The 18,926-nt window shown below is 59.1% G+C and carries 15 protein-coding genes; 7 read left to right on the top strand and 8 right to left on the bottom strand.

Going from position 1 to position 18,926, the window contains the following annotated elements:
• Positions 1-2: 2 nt before the first annotated feature.
• Together B5477_RS09785 and B5477_RS09780 are read left to right on the top strand one after the other, a co-directional pair.
• On the top strand, positions 3-602 hold the full coding sequence (locus B5477_RS09785) for a hypothetical protein (RefSeq protein ID WP_079699516.1): 600 nt from the start codon (positions 3-5) through the stop codon (positions 600-602).
• Positions 603-618: 16 nt separating this feature from the next.
• Complete coding sequence (locus B5477_RS09780) at positions 619-1,134, top strand: HK97 gp10 family phage protein (protein ID WP_079699515.1); 516 nt, start codon at positions 619-621, stop codon at positions 1,132-1,134.
• A gap of 215 nt (positions 1,135-1,349) precedes the next feature.
• Here the strand turns inward: B5477_RS09780 and B5477_RS09775 are convergent, their stop codons facing one another.
• Positions 1,350-2,123 (bottom strand): hypothetical protein, encoded by a 774-nt coding sequence (locus B5477_RS09775; RefSeq protein ID WP_079699514.1) that lies wholly within the window; start codon positions 2,121-2,123, stop codon positions 1,350-1,352.
• Positions 2,120-2,500 carry a hypothetical protein gene (locus B5477_RS09770; RefSeq protein WP_079699513.1) on the bottom strand — a complete coding sequence of 127 codons (381 nt, stop codon included), beginning with the start codon at positions 2,498-2,500 and terminating at the stop codon, positions 2,120-2,122. The genes B5477_RS09775 and B5477_RS09770 overlap by 4 nt, the downstream gene beginning before the upstream one ends.
• A 414-nt stretch (positions 2,501-2,914) precedes the next feature.
• Here B5477_RS09770 and B5477_RS09765 point away from each other — a divergent pair, with 414 nt between their 5' ends.
• Positions 2,915-3,121, top strand: coding sequence for a helix-turn-helix domain-containing protein (locus B5477_RS09765; RefSeq protein ID WP_079699512.1), 207 nt, complete (start codon positions 2,915-2,917; stop codon positions 3,119-3,121).
• Positions 3,122-3,231: 110 nt separating this feature from the next.
• On the opposite strand, the gene B5477_RS09760 is transcribed toward B5477_RS09765, so the two are convergent.
• The 3 genes from B5477_RS09760 to B5477_RS15475 are packed head-to-tail and all read right to left on the bottom strand — an operon-like array spanning position 3,232 to position 4,739.
• Positions 3,232-3,780 (bottom strand): hypothetical protein, encoded by a 549-nt coding sequence (locus tag B5477_RS09760; RefSeq protein ID WP_079699511.1) that lies wholly within the window; start codon positions 3,778-3,780, stop codon positions 3,232-3,234.
• The gene (locus B5477_RS09755; RefSeq protein WP_079699510.1) at positions 3,777-4,214 is read right to left on the bottom strand and encodes a hypothetical protein; all 438 of its coding nucleotides are present in this window, start codon (positions 4,212-4,214) and stop codon (positions 3,777-3,779) included. Before B5477_RS09755 ends, B5477_RS09760 begins: the two co-directional genes overlap by 4 nt.
• A 3-nt stretch (positions 4,215-4,217) precedes the next feature.
• Positions 4,218-4,739, bottom strand: a complete 522-nt coding sequence (locus tag B5477_RS15475) for a DUF6431 domain-containing protein (RefSeq protein WP_423241252.1) — start codon at positions 4,737-4,739, stop codon at positions 4,218-4,220.
• A 532-nt stretch (positions 4,740-5,271) separates the two neighbouring features.
• Here B5477_RS15475 and B5477_RS09745 point away from each other — a divergent pair.
• The 4 genes from B5477_RS09745 to B5477_RS09730 are packed head-to-tail and all read left to right on the top strand — an operon-like array spanning position 5,272 to position 16,448.
• Positions 5,272-7,854 carry an EAL domain-containing protein gene (locus tag B5477_RS09745; protein ID WP_079699508.1) on the top strand — a complete coding sequence of 861 codons (2,583 nt, stop codon included), beginning with the start codon at positions 5,272-5,274 and terminating at the stop codon, positions 7,852-7,854.
• A gap of 5 nt (positions 7,855-7,859) precedes the next feature.
• A complete protein-coding gene (locus tag B5477_RS09740; RefSeq protein ID WP_079699507.1) occupies positions 7,860-11,474 on the top strand; it encodes a response regulator in 3,615 nt (1,204 codons plus the stop codon).
• Positions 11,449-11,808: an Hpt domain-containing protein gene (locus tag B5477_RS09735; protein WP_079699506.1), complete on the top strand. Its 360-nt coding sequence runs from the start codon at positions 11,449-11,451 to the stop codon at positions 11,806-11,808. The genes B5477_RS09740 and B5477_RS09735 overlap by 26 nt, the downstream gene beginning before the upstream one ends.
• 5 nt (positions 11,809-11,813) lie before the next feature.
• On the top strand, positions 11,814-16,448 hold the full coding sequence (locus tag B5477_RS09730; RefSeq protein WP_079699505.1) for a hybrid sensor histidine kinase/response regulator: 4,635 nt from the start codon (positions 11,814-11,816) through the stop codon (positions 16,446-16,448).
• Positions 16,449-16,486: 38 nt separating this feature from the next.
• Here the strand turns inward: B5477_RS09730 and B5477_RS15215 are convergent, their stop codons facing one another.
• From B5477_RS15215 to B5477_RS09720, 3 genes are all read right to left on the bottom strand, one after another.
• Positions 16,487-16,660 carry a hypothetical protein gene (locus B5477_RS15215; protein WP_165873090.1) on the bottom strand — a complete coding sequence of 58 codons (174 nt, stop codon included), beginning with the start codon at positions 16,658-16,660 and terminating at the stop codon, positions 16,487-16,489.
• Positions 16,661-16,749: 89 nt separating this feature from the next.
• Positions 16,750-17,865, bottom strand: coding sequence for an ABC transporter ATP-binding protein (locus B5477_RS09725; RefSeq protein WP_079699504.1), 1,116 nt, complete (start codon positions 17,863-17,865; stop codon positions 16,750-16,752).
• Positions 17,865-18,896, bottom strand: coding sequence for a FecCD family ABC transporter permease (locus tag B5477_RS09720; protein WP_079699503.1), 1,032 nt, complete (start codon positions 18,894-18,896; stop codon positions 17,865-17,867). The genes B5477_RS09725 and B5477_RS09720 overlap by 1 nt, the downstream gene beginning before the upstream one ends.
• Between the last annotated feature and the right edge of the window lie 30 nt (positions 18,897-18,926).

Here is an 18,926-nt window from a genome sequence, read left to right as displayed (position 1 = left end):
TTATGAAGTACGGAATTGACAATCTGATCGGAATCATGGAGGACTTCACAAAGGGGGTCCAGAGATCACGCCAGGCGGAAGCGGAAGCGATAAAACGCTATAATTCCGACACAGCACAGAAAGAAGTTGATTCCCTCCGGGACAGCTTGAAGCAATTCGCAAAGAAACAGGCCGGTTATTTCGAACAGCAGATCAGCGAAACGATTGACACCGTCCAGAAGGACCAGGAATCTTCGAAATATCTGTCTGACGCCGGCTTTGCGAACGCTGTCAAAATCATATCGTCCGGCGGGGAAAAGCTGGCCGGCGACGTTATTCGGGCGCTTGTCCGTCCGTACATGGACGACTATGTCGCGCGACGGAGCGTGGCGGCCATTCTTTCCCAACAGGGGCGCGATCCCCAAAGCGTCGGAATTGCTGACACTGTGGACGCCCTTTCCATTCTGGAAGGTGTCAAGCGCGATTCGGTCTTCACATTCTTCGCCGGGGACACGGGCGCAGACCTCCCCATGTCCAGCGCGCCTTCGGTAATCGTCCACAACCTGAACCGCGCGGCCGCAATCCTGGAAGGAACGTATGACGCGGACGCCATAACGATTTAATGGGGGGTAAAGGCCGGTGTCTGTAAATTACAGAGGATCCCGCGACTTTCAGCGCAAGCTGGAAGCCCTACGCGACGCAGTTCCGGAAATCGTTGACGAATTGATCATAGGGGAAGGCGTTCACGCAGTCGGAGAAGCGCGGAAGATTTGTAAGAATGAACCTGGCCTTGTAGATACAGGGCATTATCGAAGGAACTTCCACGCCGGCGACAAGACCCTTTCCTTTGAGGGATCGAGGGAACACGATGGAAGCCGCCCGAAGCAAGTGGGGACGCTTTACAAGATTGACTTTTATAATAATCTCGACTATGCAAAGCACCTTGAATATGGCTTTCGAAGTCACTTCGTCCCGGCCCAGTATTTGTCCAGCCACTACCGGAAAAGGTTCCCGAAAGGAATGTATGTCGGGAAGCCTGGTAGCTATGTTCGGGGCCATTTCGCCTTCTGGCGCGCTGTGAAGCGCACCAGGAACACGCAACAGGCCAGGCTTACCCGGAAGCTGGACAAGGCGATCAAAAAAAGAATGAAATAGTTTACAGCGCGTCCTGGTATTGCTTCGGTGAATCAGGGCGCGCTTTTTCTTTCTACAAAGGGCCAGAAAGGCCCCGGGGCGCGCCGTAAGCCACGAAGGGGTAATTATCTATGATTCGTTATCGGGGCTGTATGGCGGATTCTGGGCGTCCTGACGGCATGATAAAAAAGACGACGCCCAGGCATTACCCCCAGGCGCCGGCTTTGTGACGCGGATCAATCGGGAATAAGTTGCAATTCCTCTAACAGTCCGCGTATGTATCTGTTCTTTCGCTTTTCATCAGGCGTGGTCCGGACAGCTTCTTCCACTTCTTCACGAAGGATTAAATCATCGACAAAATCATGATCTGAAAAACAGCTTTCGTATTTGTCAGTGTACGCTTCCCAACTTATTAGGTCAGCTTTTCGCGATTTCTGCCCGGCAGTCTTACTCTTTAACAAAAAGTCTTTCTTGACCGCAACACAGGCGGCCGCGTCAAAGCAAACACCGCGCCGAATCCCCTTTTTCATGGCCCGGTCGGCCATATGCACCAGTGTTTCATAGGCAATCGCGATAATTTCTTCCCGATCAAACCAAACATCTTCATTTTTGAGTATGTGGCAATATTTCAGGGCCGTCCACTTTACGGCGTCCATAGCCGCCACGATTGCCGCGTTTCGATCTTCAAGAGTGTCGAAAGGCTTATAATATAATTTATCCGCCTCTTCTTCCGCTTTTCTCTTTGCTTCATAGTATTGCGGGAATACCTGTTCTACAGGCATTTCAAACACGGCCGCGATCGCTTCTGCCGCGTCGGCGCGAAGGCGATTTGTTCCGGCGCGCCGGGTCCTGTTGCAACACTCAACACCTCCATAGTAAATAGGCGTTCCGGCCCTTCTCAACGCTTCTGTGACCTGGGCCTTATTCTTGAATCGCGTCTTTCTGCAAGCCGTCAGGACTTCTTGATCAATCGGAACGGAAAAGAAAATCTCCATTTCTCTGATTTTCATTCCAGACCACCACCTTCCTTCACATGATTGCAAGTGCTATCAAATGAATCAGGAAGCGGGAACTGTCCTTCCTTCGCGCGCCGTTTCTGACGTTTGTCCCATAACAGAAGTTGAAGATATTGCTTCCCATCTTCGCCGGCCGTGTAGGTCCCCACCATGCCGGCGGCGACCAGTTCGTCCAGCCATGCGCGGATTCTCTGTTCCTTCGGCGGGTCCAGCGGGAAGCACATAGACGCCAGGATTCGCGGATTTCCATAGTACAGGCCGAAGTCGTCCGCCTTGACCACCAGTCGCCAGAAAAGGCGTTCGGCTTCCGCGCTGATCTCTGACAGCGGTTCACTGGTGACAGTGGATTCTTTGATCACGCGATCTGCCATTTACGCCACGCCCCTTTCCTGGGCGGGTGTGAATGCGCGCCGTTTATTCTGAAAGTCTTTCCTTCCTTGTGATTGCTTTTGCCCGTTAATTTTCATGTGATTACCTCCCGTTCGATCTTGTGAAATTGCCGAGCGGGTGGTATACTATAAAAGGTATACCCCGCTTCGGCGGGAACCAGGGGTCCCATACACCACCGCCGTCCAAAGCTGGGTGTATGGGGCCTTTCTTTTTGTTAATAGCGGGTTAACCTCCTTTCTTTTGTAATGAGTTCTCGAATTATCTTCGCGAAATCATTATATCTCAAAGAATATTTGAAAGTCAAGTGGTTTATAATGAAATCTCGAATTATTTTTCTGATAACTTTACATTATGCGCCGATAGGTTTATAATTAGAAATCATAGGAGGGTTAAAAATGCCAATAACATACAAAAAATTATTTTATCTTCTGGTCGATCGACGCCTATCAGGGGCGAAGCTGGCCGAAATGTCCGGGGTGGCACAAAGCACCATCACAAAACTTCGCCGCGACGAAGTAGTGACAACCGAAGTCATTGACAAAATATGTGCGGCGCTGGATTGCCAGCCAGGCGACATCATGGAGCGCATAACAGAAGATTGAATCACCTGTTTTCAGTTGAAATCATTTGCATACAGATTCCCGCAAATGAAAGAAGGGTCCCGGAAGTAATTCCAGGACCCTTTTACCGCCCGAAGGAGGGCGTGACCGCTTTATTCTGTTGTCAGTTCAATCGTAAAGTGCATATATCCAGTATATTCGCCGGGGGAAATCAAATTGTCATTGACCAGGTCGACCCATACAGAGCCATAACGGATAGGGTTCAGGCCGCTATTATCAAACACAGCGACGTCAAACGGACCGTCTATGGGGTCAATCCTTTCGCCGGCGGCTTCGGCCTTTCCAAAACGCTGTAGTTCCGCCTTTAGAATATCGCCGCTTTCGGAAGTCAGATGGAAATATCCGTCCTGATTAAACGTGGTAGGGTTCACGCTTACCGTCAGACGTTGATTTTCATTCATGGCATTATAGGACAATGTGATCAACAGTTCGGAACTGTGATTCAGGTCTGTCGGCGCCGGAAGGGCGACTTCGTATGTCGGAACATAGTCTTCGCCTTCTGACGACGATCCCTGGTCTTCTTTTGTATATGTAAAGATCGCTGTCATGCCTGTGTCATCCCATGCAAAGGCCGTTGTCGGCAACAGACAGCAGACCACGACCACCGCCGCCAGTATCGCGGATATGGTTCGTTTATTCATGGCTTTACCTCCAATGTGAAGATTACGTCGGCCCCGTTTAATTGCCGCTTATCGTCCAGAGCATAGCAGGAATAGCGAAGTATGGATTTTTCATAAACGCCGGCTTTTATGGGCGCTGTAAGCGTCAGCTTGCCCAATCGGTCGCCGGGATTGAGAAGATCGGAATGGAAGATTTCTGTTCCGTCCGGAAGGCTGATCGCGGCTTCTATCAAACAGCCGTTTTCCTCCGGGTTATACAACATAGCGGGGATTTCAGTATCATCTTCCTTCATGCTGATGTAGTCATAGCCGGGGACATAAATCGAACCGGCGATCCGTTCAATGACTTCCGGATTCGACGCCGGCGCCGGCCTGGACCCTATCTGGTAGCCAGTGACGCCGGACAGAATAACGGCAACTGAACAGAGTGACGCGACAATAATTTTTCGTTTCATGGGTTATTCCTCCTTCGTGTCGGTATATTGAGAGCATACCGCGCCGGCGGACAAGAGGGAAGGCAAACCGGGTGGGTCGTGACCGGATCGCCAGCGCCGGATCGTCGAATCGTCCGCCGGGCAACAATCCAGCAGGCCAGCGACGGTGTCGTCGATCACCTGGGCTTCATAGTGCTTTCTGGGGCGTAGAGAATCGGGAAGTTCCAGGTGTAGCTTCCCGCAACCAGGACAGAGAAGACGGCGCAACAGAAACCACATGGGCGCCCCTGTAGCGTCGATAGCGTGGCGGCGGCGCGTATCATACCCCGACATAATCCGGCCGCAATCTGGACATACTGGCGGCCTTGTGCCTTTAATTCTGTACGCCCCCACGATTTCGTCATACTCTTTTATGTAGTCCTCCACGACAATCACCCATGCGGCCCCCTCTGGCTTCTTCTGAAACCAGCATAAATGGGATAATGCGGGTATGTCAGCACAATCGCAAAAGGCGGCCACGGGAGCGCCAAACGGCCTACAGGGCATAAAGAAAAACGCCTGATCCAAGCACACCCGATCAGGCGTTTAATTCGAAGGGTATTAGAAGTGACGGGAAGAAATCAAGATAGATTATAAAAAGGCCGACGAAGTAAAAATGACCCGTCCGGCGTTCAGTCTGACAGGTCATTCACCCCGCAAGAATCTTATATAATCCTGTTTGTCGGTCTGCTATTATTTTGAACACGGCGTGTTTCGAACCTCCGCAACCATGAAACCGGCAAATTTCCTAAGTGAAATTTGCCGGTTTCTTTTTGCGCTCTGGATCAAAAAAGCCGCCCTATGACCTGGCCGTGCAACGGAGGGACCAGGACCGGACAAGAAAGTTGCGTCGGGTAAGGACGCAGATACCGGGTCTGGCCAAGTTTTTCTTAAAAACCATCCCGTGCGCGCTATTGTTATCAACCTGCTTTTATGGTAAAGTTAGAGCAATATCAATAATATATCGACGGGCTTGTTAGCGCCATAATCGAGGGGTCGGCCAGCTAACGGTTGTGCGGGATTTGAGGGATGTTAAAGGATGCCACAGAAGCTGATTCTGGTTGTGGAAGACAACCAAATAAACCGCACAGTGCTCAGCGGAATCCTGTTTGCGGAATACAGGATCCTGGAAGCGGAAAACGGGCAGGAGGCCCTGTCCCTGCTTAAAGAGCATAAGGACGAAATCTCCCTGATCCTGCTGGATATCATTATGCCAGTGATGGATGGATATACCTTCCTCTCAATTATCAAGGCGGACCCCGCCTATTCCGGCATTCCGGTCATCGTCACGACCCAGAGCGGCAGCGAATCCGACGAGGTCACGGCGCTCTCCTACGGCGCCAACGATTTTGTGGCCAAGCCCTATAAGCCGCAGATCATCCTGCACCGGGTCGCCAGCCTGATCAACCTGCGGGAGACCGCCGCCATGATCAACCAGTTCCAATACGACCGGCTGACAGGGCTCTACAGCAAGGAGTTTTTTTACCAGCGCGTGAAGGAGACCCTGCAGCAAAGCCCCGAGCGGGAATTTGACATCGTCTGCTCGGACATTGAAAACTTCAAGCTGGTCAACGACATCTTCGGCGTGCCGGCGGGGGACCGTCTGCTCTGCGGCGTGGCCGACCTGTACACGAAGTTTGTAAGCGGCAAGGGGATTTGCGGGCGCTTCGGCGCCGACCACTTCGCCTGCCTGCTGGAGCGCCACTGGGAATATAACGACAAGCTGTTCGTCGAGGCAAACGCGCTGATCAACGCGCTGCCCAATGCGAAGAACGTCGTGGTCAAATGGGGGATATACAACATCGTCGACAGAACGGTCCCGGTCGAGCAGATGTGCGATCGTGCGCTTTTGGCGGCGCGCAGCATAAAGGGCCAGTACGGCAAATACTTCGCCACCTACGACGACGAGCTGCGCGGCAAGCTGCTGCGCGAGCAGGCGATCACCGAGGGGATGGAGGCCGCGCTGGCCCAGGAGCAGTTTGTCGTCTACCTGCAGCCGAAATACAGCATAAAGGACGGCGGCCTCGCCGGCGCCGAGGCGCTGGTGCGCTGGAACCATCCGCAGTGGGGGTTCCAGCATCCGGGGGAGTTCATCCCGCTGTTTGAGCGCAACGGCTTCATCACCAGGCTGGACCAATACGTCTGGGAAAAGGTCTGCGCTATGCTGCGGGAGTGGGAGGAAAAGGGCTATGAGCCGCTTCCGGTTTCCGTCAACGTTTCCAGGGCCGACGTCTACCAGGCGGACCTGCCCGACATCCTGATCCATTTGATCCAGAAATATAAGCTCCCGCCCTCCCGGCTCCATCTGGAAATCACCGAGAGCGCCTATACCGAAAACCCGGGCCAAATCATCGCCACGGTCAACCGCCTGCGCGAATTGGGCTTCGTCATCGAGATGGACGATTTCGGCAGCGGGTACTCCTCCCTCAATATGCTCAATAAGATGCCGCTGGACATCCTCAAGCTGGATATGAACTTTATCCAGAGCGAGACCGCCAAGCCCGCCGACCAGGGGATCCTGCGCTTCATCATGGACCTTGCGCGCTGGATGAACCTGAGCGTCGTGGCCGAGGGGGTGGAGACCAAGACGCAGCTCGAGCGGCTGCGCGAAATAGGCGGCGACTACGTTCAGGGCTACTACTTCGCAAGGCCGATGCCAAAGGCCGAGTTTGAGGTCCTGCTTCTGGAGGCGGCCAAGGCTTCCAAAGAGAAGGCGCCCCACCGTGCAAAGCTTAGGGCCCAGCAAAGGCCGCTCCTGCTGGTCGCCGACGAGGAAGAAAGCTACCGCGTCCAGGTGCAGCAGACCTTCGGCAGTCGCTACCAGGTGGTGGGCGCGCCCGACGGCGCGTCGGCGCTCGCCGCCCTCGACGGCAACGAGCACAGAGTCGCTGCGGTGGTGCTCAGCCTGACCCTGCCGGACTGCGCCGGCTTCAACGTGCTGGACCAGCTTGTGGGGATGCGGGACATCTGGAACATCCCGGTGATCGCGACCTCGCCGCCCAGCGAGCAGCTGGAGGAGCGCGCGCTGGAGCTTGGGGCCGATGATTTCGTCTGCAAGCCCTATTCGCAGAAGAGCCTTTGGCGGCGCGTCATGCGCACCGTCGGGATACGTTCCTCGGCGCAGCGGGAGCGCGCGCTCGAAAAGGAGGCCTACCGGGACTATTTGACCGGGCTGCTCAACCGCCGCGGGCTGAGCGCGGCGTGCGATCCCATCCGGGAGGAGGACCTGCCGGTGGCGGTCTACCTGTTCGATCTGGACAATCTCAAGCAGATCAACGACACCCTGGGGCATCTCGAGGGGGACGGCCTGATCCAAAGGTTCGGCGCGCTGCTGAGCCGCCATACCCGCAAGAGCGACCTGCTGGCCCGCTACGGCGGGGACGAATTCATCGTCGTTATGCAGCGTATGGGGGACGAGCAGGCCGCTCTCGCCAAGGGAGAGGAAATCTGCCGGGTATTTCGGGAGAGCTGCCGCACGGACCGGGTGCCCGCGGCGTGCTCCGCGGGAATCGCCGTCTGCCGCGCACAGGAGCCGCTGGCCGATGTCATCGCCAGGGCGGACGAGGCCCTCTACCGCGCCAAAAGCGATAACAAAGGCGGTTGCTGCCTGTGGAAAGGATAGGACGGATGAGAGATCAAATGACGCTCGAAGGAACGGTGCGCGCCCTCTGCCGGGCCTGGTTCGAGGAGCGCGACGTCGCGGGGACGATGGCTTTTTTGTCGGACGACGTGCATTTCGTCGGCACCGGCGAAAACGAGTTTGCCGTAGGGACGAAGCAGATGGAGCAGTACCTGCGGCAGGACATCGCGGAGATACCCGAGCCGTTTGCCTGCGAGCTGGGCCTGATCCAGGAGCAGGAGCTGGCGGAAAGCCTGTACAGCATGTCCTGGCAAATGACGCTTAAAAACCCGCTCTATTCCTGGCATCTGCGCTGTTTCATGACCCTTTTGGAGGACGGGCGGGGCGGGTGGCAGATCAAAAGCCTGCACTTCGCCGAGCCGAGCGGCAGCCAACAGGGGGACGAGCATTATCCAAAGGCGCTGGTGATGGAGAATATCGCCCGCCAACGCCAGGAGCTGATCAACGATTCCCTGCTCGGCGGGATGATGGGCGGCTACATTGAGGAGGGCTTCCCCTTCTATTTTATCAACCAGCAGATGCTGCGCTACCTTGGGTACGAGAGTGAGGAGCAGTTCGTTTCTGATATCGGCGGCATGATCTCCAACTGCATGCACCCGCAGGACCGGGAGATGGTGGACGGGAGCGTGGCCGGCCAGCTGGAGGAGAAGGGCGAATACGTCGTGGAGTACCGGATGAAAAAGCGGGACGGCTCCTACATCTGGGTCCATGACCTCGGGCGCAGGCTGACGGCGGAGGACGGGAGGCCGGCCATCGCCTCGGTCTGTGTGGACATCACGCCCCAGCGGGAGGCGCAGGAGGAGGTCCTGCATCTCTATAACAATATCCCCGGCGCGGTCTTCCGCTGCCGGTACGACGAGCACCTTTCCGTCATCAGCGCCAACGACGGCCTGTTCGAGTTTTTGGGCTACACCCGGGAGGAGTTCGCGGCCATGGGCAACCGGATGTCCGCCGTGATCTTTTCCGAGGACCTGCCCTGGCTTTTCCGGCGGCTGGCCGAGCAGCTCAGGGATGGGAACAACATACATACGGAGCACCGCCTGATCTGCCAAGGCGGCAGGGTCAAGTGGGGCTCGGTCAAGGCGCAGCTGCTCACCGAGCAGTCGGGCGAGCGGTATTTTTATTGCGTGTGCGTGGACGCCACCGAGGAGAAGAAGCTGCAGGAACGCATGCGGGAGCTCTACGACCAGGAGCTGGCCTATTTCACCGAGCATGCGGCGGCCGAGGGCAGCGTGCAGGGGCGGGTCAACGTCACCCAAAACAGGGTGGAGAGCCATCTTTCAAACGCCAGCCTGCCCGTCGGGCAGACGAAGGGGACTTATGACCAGGCCATCGAGAATATGGCTTCCTCTGCGCTGGACCCGGCCTGTGGGGAGGGAATCCGCCGAACCCTCGCGCGGGAGAAGGTGCTTTCCGACTTCGACGTCGGGAAGGTGGACTACCGGTTCGAGTTTTTGCGCAGGTCGGGGGACGATCAGCTCTTCTGGAGCAACACCGGGCTGCGCTCCTGCCGGGACCCGGAGAGCGGGGACGTCGTGGCCTTTTTCTACACCATGGACGTCACCGAGCAGAAGCTGCAGGAGGAGCTGCTCAAACGGATCGCGGCGCACGACTACGACAGCGTGACGGAGGTCGACATCCTGCGCGACGCGTACCGGATGCTCTTCTTCAACGGCAGCCGCAACCGCATCCCGGATACGGGCGAATTTCAAAAGGAGATCCGCGCGCTCGCCGGACGGTTCATGGATGAGACGGCCAGGGAGGTCTACCTCAAAAACCTGGATTACGGCTACGTCAGGGAGCAGCTGGAGCAGCGGGAGTCCTACTCCTTCGTGGCGGAGATGAAAAATGAGGCGGGCGACGCGCAGGTCAAGCGCTTCCAGGTCTTTTACATCAGCCGGGAGCTCGGGCGCGTCTGCCTGACGCGCACCGACGTGACCGACGTGGTCCGCCAGGAGCAGCGCCAGAAGGAGGAGCTCGCCACCGCGCTGATTGCGGCCAAGCAGGCCAACGCCGCAAAGAGCGACTTCCTCTCCCGCATGAGCCACGAGATCCGCACCCCGATGAACGCCATCATCGGGATGAGCACCATTGCCGCGCAGGCCATCGGGGATGACGAGCAGGTGGCGGACTGCATCTCCAAAATCGGGATTTCTTCGCGCTTTTTGCTCTCGCTGATCAATGACATCTTGGATATGAGCCGGATCGAGAGCGGGAAGATGCTGCTTAAAAACGAGAAGATCCCGACCGAGGAATTTCTGAATGGGCTCAATTCCATCTGCCATGCCCAGGCGAGCGCCAAGGAATTGGATTACGAGTGCGTGGTGGACCCGCTGCTCGACGACTACTATATCGGCGACGCCATGAAGCTGCAGCAGGTGCTGCTCAACGTTTTAAGCAACGCCATCAAATTCACCGGCGAGGGGGGAAAGGTGACCTTCTCGGTCTCCCAGCACCGGCGGGGGAAGGGCAGCGCCACGCTGCGCTTCGTGGTCAACGACACGGGGATCGGCATGGACGAGGAGTTCCTGCCCCATATCTTCGAGGCCTTCTCGCAGGAGTCGGCCGGGACCACCGCCCTGTTCGGCGGCACCGGGCTGGGGCTGGCGATCGCGAAAAACATCGTGGACATGATGGGCGGCAGGATCGACGTGCGCTCGATCAAGGGGATCGGCACCGAATTCACCGTGGATGTGAAGCTGGGCCTCAGCGGGGAGGAGAAGCCGCACCATCAAAAGAAGCACAGCTACAACTTCTCCCACCTCAAAACCCTGGTGGTCGACGACGACGTGGCCGTCTGTGAGAGCGCCGTCGTCACTCTGCTCGAGATGGGGGTCAAGGCCGAATGGGTGGACAGCGGGCACAAGGCCGTCGAGCAAGTACGCAGGCTTTGGGCCGGTGAGAAATATTACGATATGATCCTGATCGACTGGAAGATGCCCGATATGGACGGGATCGAGACTGCGAGGCGTATACGGGCCATCGTGGGAGAACAGGTCACCATCATCATCATGACCGCCTACGACTGGATTTCCATCGAGCACGAGGCCAAGCTCGCGGGGGTAAACCTGTTGATGAGCAAGCCGATGTTCAAGTCCTCCCTGGTCTCCGCCTTCTCAAAGGCCCTGGGCGAAAAGGAGGAGGCGGCAAGGCCCGAGGAGCACGCGGGCTACGACTTCACCGGCAAACGGGTGCTGCTGGCCGAGGACAACCTGCTCAACACCGAGGTAGCGGTGCTGCTGCTCGAGAGCAAGGGCTTCAAGGTGGAGGCGGCGGAAAACGGGCTGCGGGCAATGGAGCTGTTCAGCAAGTCCGCGCGGGGGTATTACGACGCGATCCTCATGGACATCCGCATGCCCCTGATGGACGGCCTGACCGCCGCTTCCAACATCCGCCACCTGAGCAATGCCGACGCCAAGACGATCCCCATCATCGCGATGACGGCCAACGCCTTTGACGATGACATCGACAAGAGCAAGGCGGCCGGGATGAACGCGCACCTGGCAAAGCCGATCGACCCGGGACGGCTCTATCAGACGCTGTATGACTTCATTTGCAAAAGAGAGGAAGAGGAAAATGAGCAGTTTCAGGGAGTGCTTTGAGGCGTACGGCGCAAACTATGACGTTACCATGGAACGGTTTATGGGCAATGAGGCGCTTTATCTGCGGCTTTTTGGCATGCTGTTCGCGGACGACAATCTGCAGAGGCTTGGCGACGCGCTCGCGGCGGGGGATATTACCGGCGCCTTCGAGGCGGCCCACACGCTCAAGGGCGTGACGGGGAACCTGGGGCTGGAGCCGCTCTATAGGGCCGTCTGCGAAATCGTCGAGCCGCTGCGCTCCCGGGAGGAGCGCGACTACAAGTCTATGCATGAAGAGATCCTCGCGCAGTTTCAAAGGGCGCGGGAGCTGCTGGACAATTTGAAGGAAGGGTGAGGAGCATGGAGCAAACGGGCCGTCCTTCCACCGAACAGATGGCACAGGTTCTGGACAACGCGCCGGTGGCCATCCTGGTCAGCACCCTGGAGAGCCGGGAACTGCTCTACTGTAACCGCCTGGCAAAGGAATCCCTGCAGCTCGATGGGGACGGCGGGAAGCTCACCTGCTACAGGGCGGCGGGCTTTCAGGAGCCATGCCCCTTTTGCCATGCCGGGCAGATGAGCAGCTGCGAGCTGCTCGAGCGCATCTACCACCACCCGCTCAACGGGCGGGCCTACCAGCTCAGCGGCAAGCTCATCGACTGGGCCGGGCAGCCGGCGCACATCGAATATATCCTGGACGTCACCGACCGGCAGCGGGAGGAGGAGCGTTCCAGCGCCCTGCGCGAGGAGCTGCTGCGCACCTTCAGCAGCGTCCCGTGCGGCCTTTGCGTCTATCTGGCCGACGGCAAAAAGATTTCGCCGGTCTTCCATAACCCGGCTTTTTACGAGATTATGGGCTATTCCGAGGAGCACGTCAGCCAGGTGGAGCGGGAGACGAGCTATCTGGGGGTGCACGAGCAGGACCTCGGGCTCCTCAAGGAAAAGGTGAAGCGGGCGCTGGAGTGCGGCGGCGTCATGCAGCATACCTACCGGCTGTGGAACGACAGGGCGGGGGAGTACCGCTGGATCCGCCTGGACGGGTCGGTCAAGTCCCAGCCGCAGGGAGGCAAGCTCCTCTACTGCGTCTATACCGACGTCAGCGAACAAAAGCGCCTGGAGCAGGAGCTCGGTGCCACCAGCGAAAAGATGCAGGAGATCATCAATACGATCCCGGGCGGGATCGCCATCTATAAGGTGAGCGACATCTTCGAGACGGCCTATTTTTCCGACGGCGTGCCCGAGCTGACCGGATACTCGGTGGAGGAGTACCGGGAGCTGATCCGGCGGGACGCGGCCGAGATGATCTATTGGGAGGATGTCCCCGCCGTCCTTGAAAGGGCCGGGGAGATCATCAGGACCCATCAGGGCGCCAGGCTCGAGTTCCGCAAGCAGCACCGCAACGGGCAGCTCGTATGGGTGCGCGTCCAGGCCAAGTGGATCGGCGAGGAGGACGGCTGCCCGCTGCTCTACTGCGTGTTCCACAACATCACCGACCTCAAAAACGCGCAGCTGGAGATGGACCATCTGCTGGGCTCCATCCCCGGCGGGATCGCCAGCTACCGGGTCGAAGGCTCCCGCTTCGTCCCGACCTATTATTCGGACGGGGTGATGGCGCTCTCGGGGCATACGCGGGAGGAATTTGGCGGGTTGGTGGGGGATGACGCGCTCAACACCGTCTACGAGGCGGATCAAAAAAGGGTGCGCGCGGCGGCGAAGGCCGCTCTGGAGAGCGGCGGCGTGCTGGACATCTCCTACCGCATGCGCCACAAGGACGGAAGCCTGATCTGGATCCACCTCAACGGCCGGCGCATGGGCCCGCTGTCCGAGAATCCCCGCTTTTACGCGGTGTTCACCAGCATGTCCTCCGCGGAATCCCGGCTGTTTAAGAGTATAGCCAACGAGACGGCGGACGGGATCTACGTCATCGACAAGGAAAACTACGACCTGCTTTATTCCAACGAGTCGAAGCGCCTCTTCGGCAGGGAGGAAACCCAGGTCGGGAAAAAGTGCTACGCGGCGCTGCACGGCAAAACGGCGCCCTGTGAGTTCTGTACCCTCAAAAGCCACGCCCCGGACGGGAAAGAGCACGAGATGGCGCTCGGGGTCGAGGGGCGGTATTTCAGCACCCGCTTTCGCGAGATCGACTGGAACGGGATACCGGCCTACGTCAAGTACGTCCAGGACGTCACCGAGGATGTGCAGGCGCAAAAGGAGCGGGAGCGCCTGGAGCAGTATTTCCAGACGGTGGTCAAGCATCTCGCGGGCGGGATCGCCGTAATACGCTATGAGCGCGACGGCCGCCCGGTGCCGGAATTCCTGTCCGACGGCTTTGCCGCGCTGACCGGCATGACGCTGCCAGAAGCCTGGGACCTCTACCGGCAGGACGCCATGGCCGGGGTGCACCCGGACGATCGGGAGAGTGTGAACGGGCAGATGGCCGCCTATATCGCCGGCGGCGAGAGCCGCTGCGAGATCATTTACCGGCTCAAGAAGGGCGACGGCAGCTATGTCTGGGTGAAAAACACCCTTTCGATCATTCAGAGCGAGGGCGGGGAGAGCCGGGTCTACGCGGTCTACCACGACATGACCCGCGAGCTCGAGGAGAAGGAGCAGCTGCGGCAGCAGTATAACGACCTGATCCTCCAGCACTACCGCATGCCGGGGCCCAACGCCCTGGTGGTCGGCCACTGCAACATCACCCGAAACCAGATTTTGGAGATCATCGACCACACCCATTCCGGCCTGCTCCGCACCTTCGGCACGGTGCGCGAGGAGTTCTTTACCGGCCTTTCGGATTTGCTGCCCGATCCCGGCGAGCGGCGGGAATTTTTAGAGACATATCTCAACGCCCCCTCCCTGGAGGCCTATCAAAAGGGGGATACCGAGCTGATCCGGGACTGCTTCATCCAGCTGCCCTACGAAAAGCTGGGGCGCTATGCGCGCTTCAAGGTCAACCTGGTGGAGACCCCCGACACCGGCGACGTGACCGGGATATTGACGGTAACCGACATCACCGAGCAGACCATCTCGGACCGGATCCTCCATCAGCTTTCGGTCGCCAGCTACGACCTGGTGGCGGATGTCGACCTGCGAAGGGACTGCTACACCATCCTCACCGGGGACACCACCCGCGGGGACGTCCCCGCGCGGCAGGGCTGCCACTCCGAGCACATCGAATATATGCTGCAGCACCAGGTGCTGCCCAAGGACAAGCAGCATGTGCAGGAAATGCTCGACCCGCAGTATGTGATCGGGCGGCTCGGCAGCCGGGGGTCCTATTCCTTCGCCTATTCCATCCAGGAGAAGGGGGACATCCTGACCAAGAACCTGACGGTTTCGGCCACCGACCTGCGCCTGGGGCGCATCTGCCTGGCCAGGACCGACATCACCGATTCGGTGCGCGAGCAGCAGGGGCTGCTCAACGTTATCGCCTATACCTTCGAGCTGCTGGGGTTCATCAACCTGGACCAGGGGCGCATGACCATGTACACCCGCCAGACGGTGCTGGAAAACCTGCCGCCTTTCGAGGTGGAGGATTATGGCAGCTCGGTGGAGCGGATCGTGGGCTACTACACCGGCGGCGAGGGAAGGGAAGAGATCGGGGAGCAGTTCCAGCTTAAAACCATGATCCGGCGGCTTGAGGAGAAGCCTTCGGGCTACGACGTCGCCTTCCCCTACCACGGGGAGGAGGGGCTGCGGTATAAGCAGGTAAATGTGCTGTGGGGGGACCGGGACCACAAGACGGTCTGCATGGTGCGCGCGGACGTGACGGATATGCTGGCCGCCGAGCGCCGCAGCAAACAGGCCCTTCAGAAGGCGCTGGCCCTCGCCGAGGAAGCGAACCGCGCCAAGAGCGATTTTCTCTCCTCGATGAGCCACGACATCCGCACGCCGATGAACGCGATCATGGGCATGACCTCCCTGGCCATCGCCCACATCGGGGAGCAGGGGCGGGTGGAGGATTGCCTGCGCAAGATTTCTTATTCCTCGCGGCACCTGCTCAGCCTGATCAACGACATCCTGGATATGAACAAGATCGAGCGCTCCAAGATCACTTTAAACCATATGCATGTTTCCCTGCCCGAGTTGGCGGAGCAGCTTTGCGCCATGCTCTCGTCGCAGGCGCTGTCCGCCGGGCTGCGCTTTGGGGTGAGCATCCCCGAGCTGCGCCACCCGTATTTTTACGGGGACCCGCTGCGGATCAACCAGATTCTGATCAATATCATAGGCAACGCGGTCAAATTTACCCCGGAGGGCGGGGAGGTGTATTTCGCGGTGGAGGAGCTCCCGCCCGAGCGGGGGGAGAGGAACGTGCGCTACCGCTTCACCGTGCGCGACACCGGGATCGGCATGTCCGAGGAGTTCTTGGAGCACATTTTCGAGCCCTTCACCCGCAATGGCAACACCCAGCGCGTCGAGGGCACCGGGCTGGGGCTGAGCATCACCAAGGGCCTCGTCGACCTGATGGGCGGCCGGATCTCGGTGGAGAGTGAGCTGCACAAGGGCACCACCTTCTTTGTGGAGCTGGAGTGCGAGGCGGCCGCCCAGGCGCCGTGCGCCGCGCCCCAAATCGAGATGGGAGCCGAAAACATGAGGCGGGAGCGGGCGCTCGACGGGCGCCGTTTCCTGGTCGCCGAGGACAACGCCATCAACTCCGAAATCCTTTGCGAGCTGCTGCAGATGTATGGGGGACAATGCGTTGTGAAAACCGACGGCATGCAGGCGGTGCGCGCCTTTGCCGAGGCCGGACCGGGGACCTACGACGCGGTGCTCATGGACATCCAGATGCCCGTGATGAACGGCTACGAGGCCACGCGTGCCATCCGCGCGCTGGAGCGCCCCGACGCCAAAACCATCCCGATCATCGCCATGACCGCCAACGCCTTTACCGAGGACATCCAGGCGGCGCTGGAGGCCGGGATGAACGAGCATGTGGCAAAGCCGATCGATCTAAAAGTACTTTGGGAGACCCTGAACCGGTTGCTCGGCAAATAAGAAGCGGCCCCGTGAGCCAAAGGCTCACGGGGCCGCTTTTATAGATCGTCCGCGTCCTGGACCGGTACCTCGTTGGGATTTGCCGGCTGGCCGGTGTAGCTGCCGAGCGGGTCGGTGCGCTCGTCGCTGAGGTTCGTCAGCCGCAGCGCCTGCCGGGTGGGCTGCGCATGGGCGCCGGCGTTTTTCTTGTTTTGCTTGTCCGCTTGTTTCAATCTCGATCTTCCTTTCCCATTGATTGCAGTCTTAGTTTTCTCCGAAACCGCAGGAAGATACGGGATTTTTGGTTTTCTCTTTGGCAGCGTCACAGCTCCCGCGCGCTTTCGATAATCCGCAGCCCGAGCCGCCCGGCCTCCTCGAAGAGCTCCCGGTTTTTTTGATTCATTTCGCCGTAGCTCTTCAGGCAGCAGAGCACCGTGCCGCAGGCTTTCATCCGCTGCAGCGCCCGGGCGTAGGCCTCCTTGCCGATCCGCTCGAAGGCGGGGGCAGAGACCACCTCGTTTGCCAGGTCGCGGGCCAGCTGGTAATCGACGTCGTTTTCGTGCAGGATCCCGGTGGCAAAGGGGATGCCGCTTTTGTGCAGCGCCCGGTAGGCGGGAATCCCCGTGCCGCCCCCCGCGATCACGAACACCGCCGCCTCGCCGGGGGAGCGCTCCATCTCGAAGCTACCGAAGAGGGGATTGTAGCTGCCGTTGCTGAGATCATACAGCTTGCAGATGAGCTCCCGGCAAAAAATTTCCTCCGGCGGGCCGATCTGAACGACGTATTCGCCCCTCAGGCACATCACCAGGTCGGAGATCCGCTGCGCCAAGTCGAGCTCGTGCAGGGACATGATGACGGTGATGCCCCGCTCCCTGCTCATCAGCCGCAGAATCCCCAGCAGCTCGAGCTTGTAGCGCACGTCGAGGTAGGAGGTCGGCTCGTCGAGCACAATGATCTGGGGCTGCTGGCAGATCGCCCGCGCCAGCAGCACCCGCTGGCGCTGCCCGTCGCTGATCTCGGTGAAATCGCGCTCGCGCAGCTCCCAAATCCCTACCAGCTCCATTGCGCCCTGCACCTGCTCACGGTCCTGCGCGGAGAGGATGCCGAGCATCCCGGTATAGGGGTAGCGCCCGGTGGCGACGACGTCCCCGCAGGTCATCAGCTCGGTCTTGAGCCTTTCGGTCAGCACGACGGCCACCTGCTTTGCAAGAGCGAGGCTGCTCATGCCGTCGATCGTGTCCTCGCCGATGTAGACCGTGCCGCAGATGGTTTTCAGATATTTCGCAATGCTTTTGAGCACCGTCGATTTGCCCGAGCCGTTCGGCCCGATCAGGGTCAGGATCTGCCCCTTTTGCAGCTGTATCCCGATGTCACGGATCAGGGGCACGCCGCCGTAGCCGACGGTGAGACCCTTGGTTTTAAAAAAGTAGTCCGCCATCAGCCGCGCACCTTCTTTCTCAGCAGGATCCCGATCACGATGGGCGCGCCGATCACCGCGGTCACCGAGCTGATGCTCAGCTCCATCGGCGCGAAAACGGTCCTGGCGATCAAGTCGCACCCCAGGCAGAAGATTGCCCCGCCCAGAAAGCAGACCGGGATTACGATCAGCGGCTTCGAGGTCTTTAAAAACGACTTGACCAGGTGGGGCACGGCGATCCCAACAAAGGAGATCGGCCCGGCAAAGGCGGTCACGCAGGCGCTCAGCACGCTCGAGAGCACCACCAGCACCACCCGGAACACCCTGATGTTGACCCCCATGTTCTGCGCATAGCCCTCGCCCAGCTGGTAAGCGCCGATGGGCTTGGACATCAAAAAAACGACTGCCGAGGTGATGAGCACCACCGCCGTCATGACCCGCACATCCTCCCACGAGGCGCCCGAAAAGCTGCCCTTGGACCAGTTGTGCAGGTTGATTATACTCGCATCATCCGCGAAGGTGACGATGAAATCGGTGATCGCCGAGCAGATATAGCCGATCATCACCCCGCTGACGATCAGCATCGACGCGCGCTGCACGGTACGCGCCATCAGCAGCACGAAGCCCATCGAGAGCATGGCCCCGACGAAGGCCACCGCGATCATGGAGGCGGAGCTGACGGTTTGGTAACGGCTGAGCGCCGCCACCATGAAGATGGCGACGGTCAGCTTGGCGCCCGACGAGATGCCCAGCACATAGGGCCCGGCGATGGGGTTGTTAAAAAAGGTCTGCAGCAGAAAGCCCGACAGCGCGAGCGCCCCGCCCAGGATGACGGCGGCGCATGCGCGCGGCAGGCGCACCTTCCAGATGATCCCCCGCCCGGTTTCACTGCCGCCCCCGAAAAAGAGGATGTCGGCGATTTCACGCGTTCCCAGCCTCACGCTGCCGAGCTGGATGTTCATCAGCACCAGCGCGGCAAAGAGAAGCAGGAAGAGCGCCACCACAACGCAGTAGCGCAGCTGCCTTTTTGCGCGTTCTCCCCTCATTTCCATATCCTTTCCCCCGCGACGCGCCCTTGGCGC

The organism is Provencibacterium massiliense (genome assembly GCF_900169495.1).
Lineage (GTDB): Bacteria > Bacillota > Clostridia > Oscillospirales > Ruminococcaceae > Harryflintia > Harryflintia acetispora.
Note: the sequence above shows the minus strand (reverse complement) of the source record. Positions and strands in the feature narration are given on the sequence as shown.

Excerpts from the sequence above, each read along its gene's own strand:
- B5477_RS09785 (WP_079699516.1), top strand. The coding sequence starts at position 3 with ATGAAGTACGGAATTGACAATCTGATCGGAATCATGGAGGACTTCACA.
- B5477_RS09775 (WP_079699514.1), bottom strand. The coding sequence starts at position 2,123 with ATGAAAATCAGAGAAATGGAGATTTTCTTTTCCGTTCCGATTGATCAA.
- B5477_RS09770 (WP_079699513.1), bottom strand. The coding sequence starts at position 2,500 with ATGGCAGATCGCGTGATCAAAGAATCCACTGTCACCAGTGAACCGCTG.
- B5477_RS09765 (WP_079699512.1), top strand. The coding sequence starts at position 2,915 with ATGCCAATAACATACAAAAAATTATTTTATCTTCTGGTCGATCGACGC.
- B5477_RS09760 (WP_079699511.1), bottom strand. The coding sequence starts at position 3,780 with ATGAATAAACGAACCATATCCGCGATACTGGCGGCGGTGGTCGTGGTC.
- B5477_RS09755 (WP_079699510.1), bottom strand. The coding sequence starts at position 4,214 with ATGAAACGAAAAATTATTGTCGCGTCACTCTGTTCAGTTGCCGTTATT.
- B5477_RS15475 (WP_423241252.1), bottom strand. The coding sequence starts at position 4,739 with ATGCCCTGTAGGCCGTTTGGCGCTCCCGTGGCCGCCTTTTGCGATTGT.
- B5477_RS09745 (WP_079699508.1), top strand. The coding sequence starts at position 5,272 with ATGCCACAGAAGCTGATTCTGGTTGTGGAAGACAACCAAATAAACCGC.
- B5477_RS09740 (WP_079699507.1), top strand. The coding sequence starts at position 7,860 with ATGAGAGATCAAATGACGCTCGAAGGAACGGTGCGCGCCCTCTGCCGG.
- B5477_RS09735 (WP_079699506.1), top strand. The coding sequence starts at position 11,449 with ATGAGCAGTTTCAGGGAGTGCTTTGAGGCGTACGGCGCAAACTATGAC.
- B5477_RS09730 (WP_079699505.1), top strand. The coding sequence starts at position 11,814 with ATGGAGCAAACGGGCCGTCCTTCCACCGAACAGATGGCACAGGTTCTG.
- B5477_RS09725 (WP_079699504.1), bottom strand. The coding sequence starts at position 17,865 with ATGGCGGACTACTTTTTTAAAACCAAGGGTCTCACCGTCGGCTACGGC.
- B5477_RS09720 (WP_079699503.1), bottom strand. The coding sequence starts at position 18,896 with ATGGAAATGAGGGGAGAACGCGCAAAAAGGCAGCTGCGCTACTGCGTT.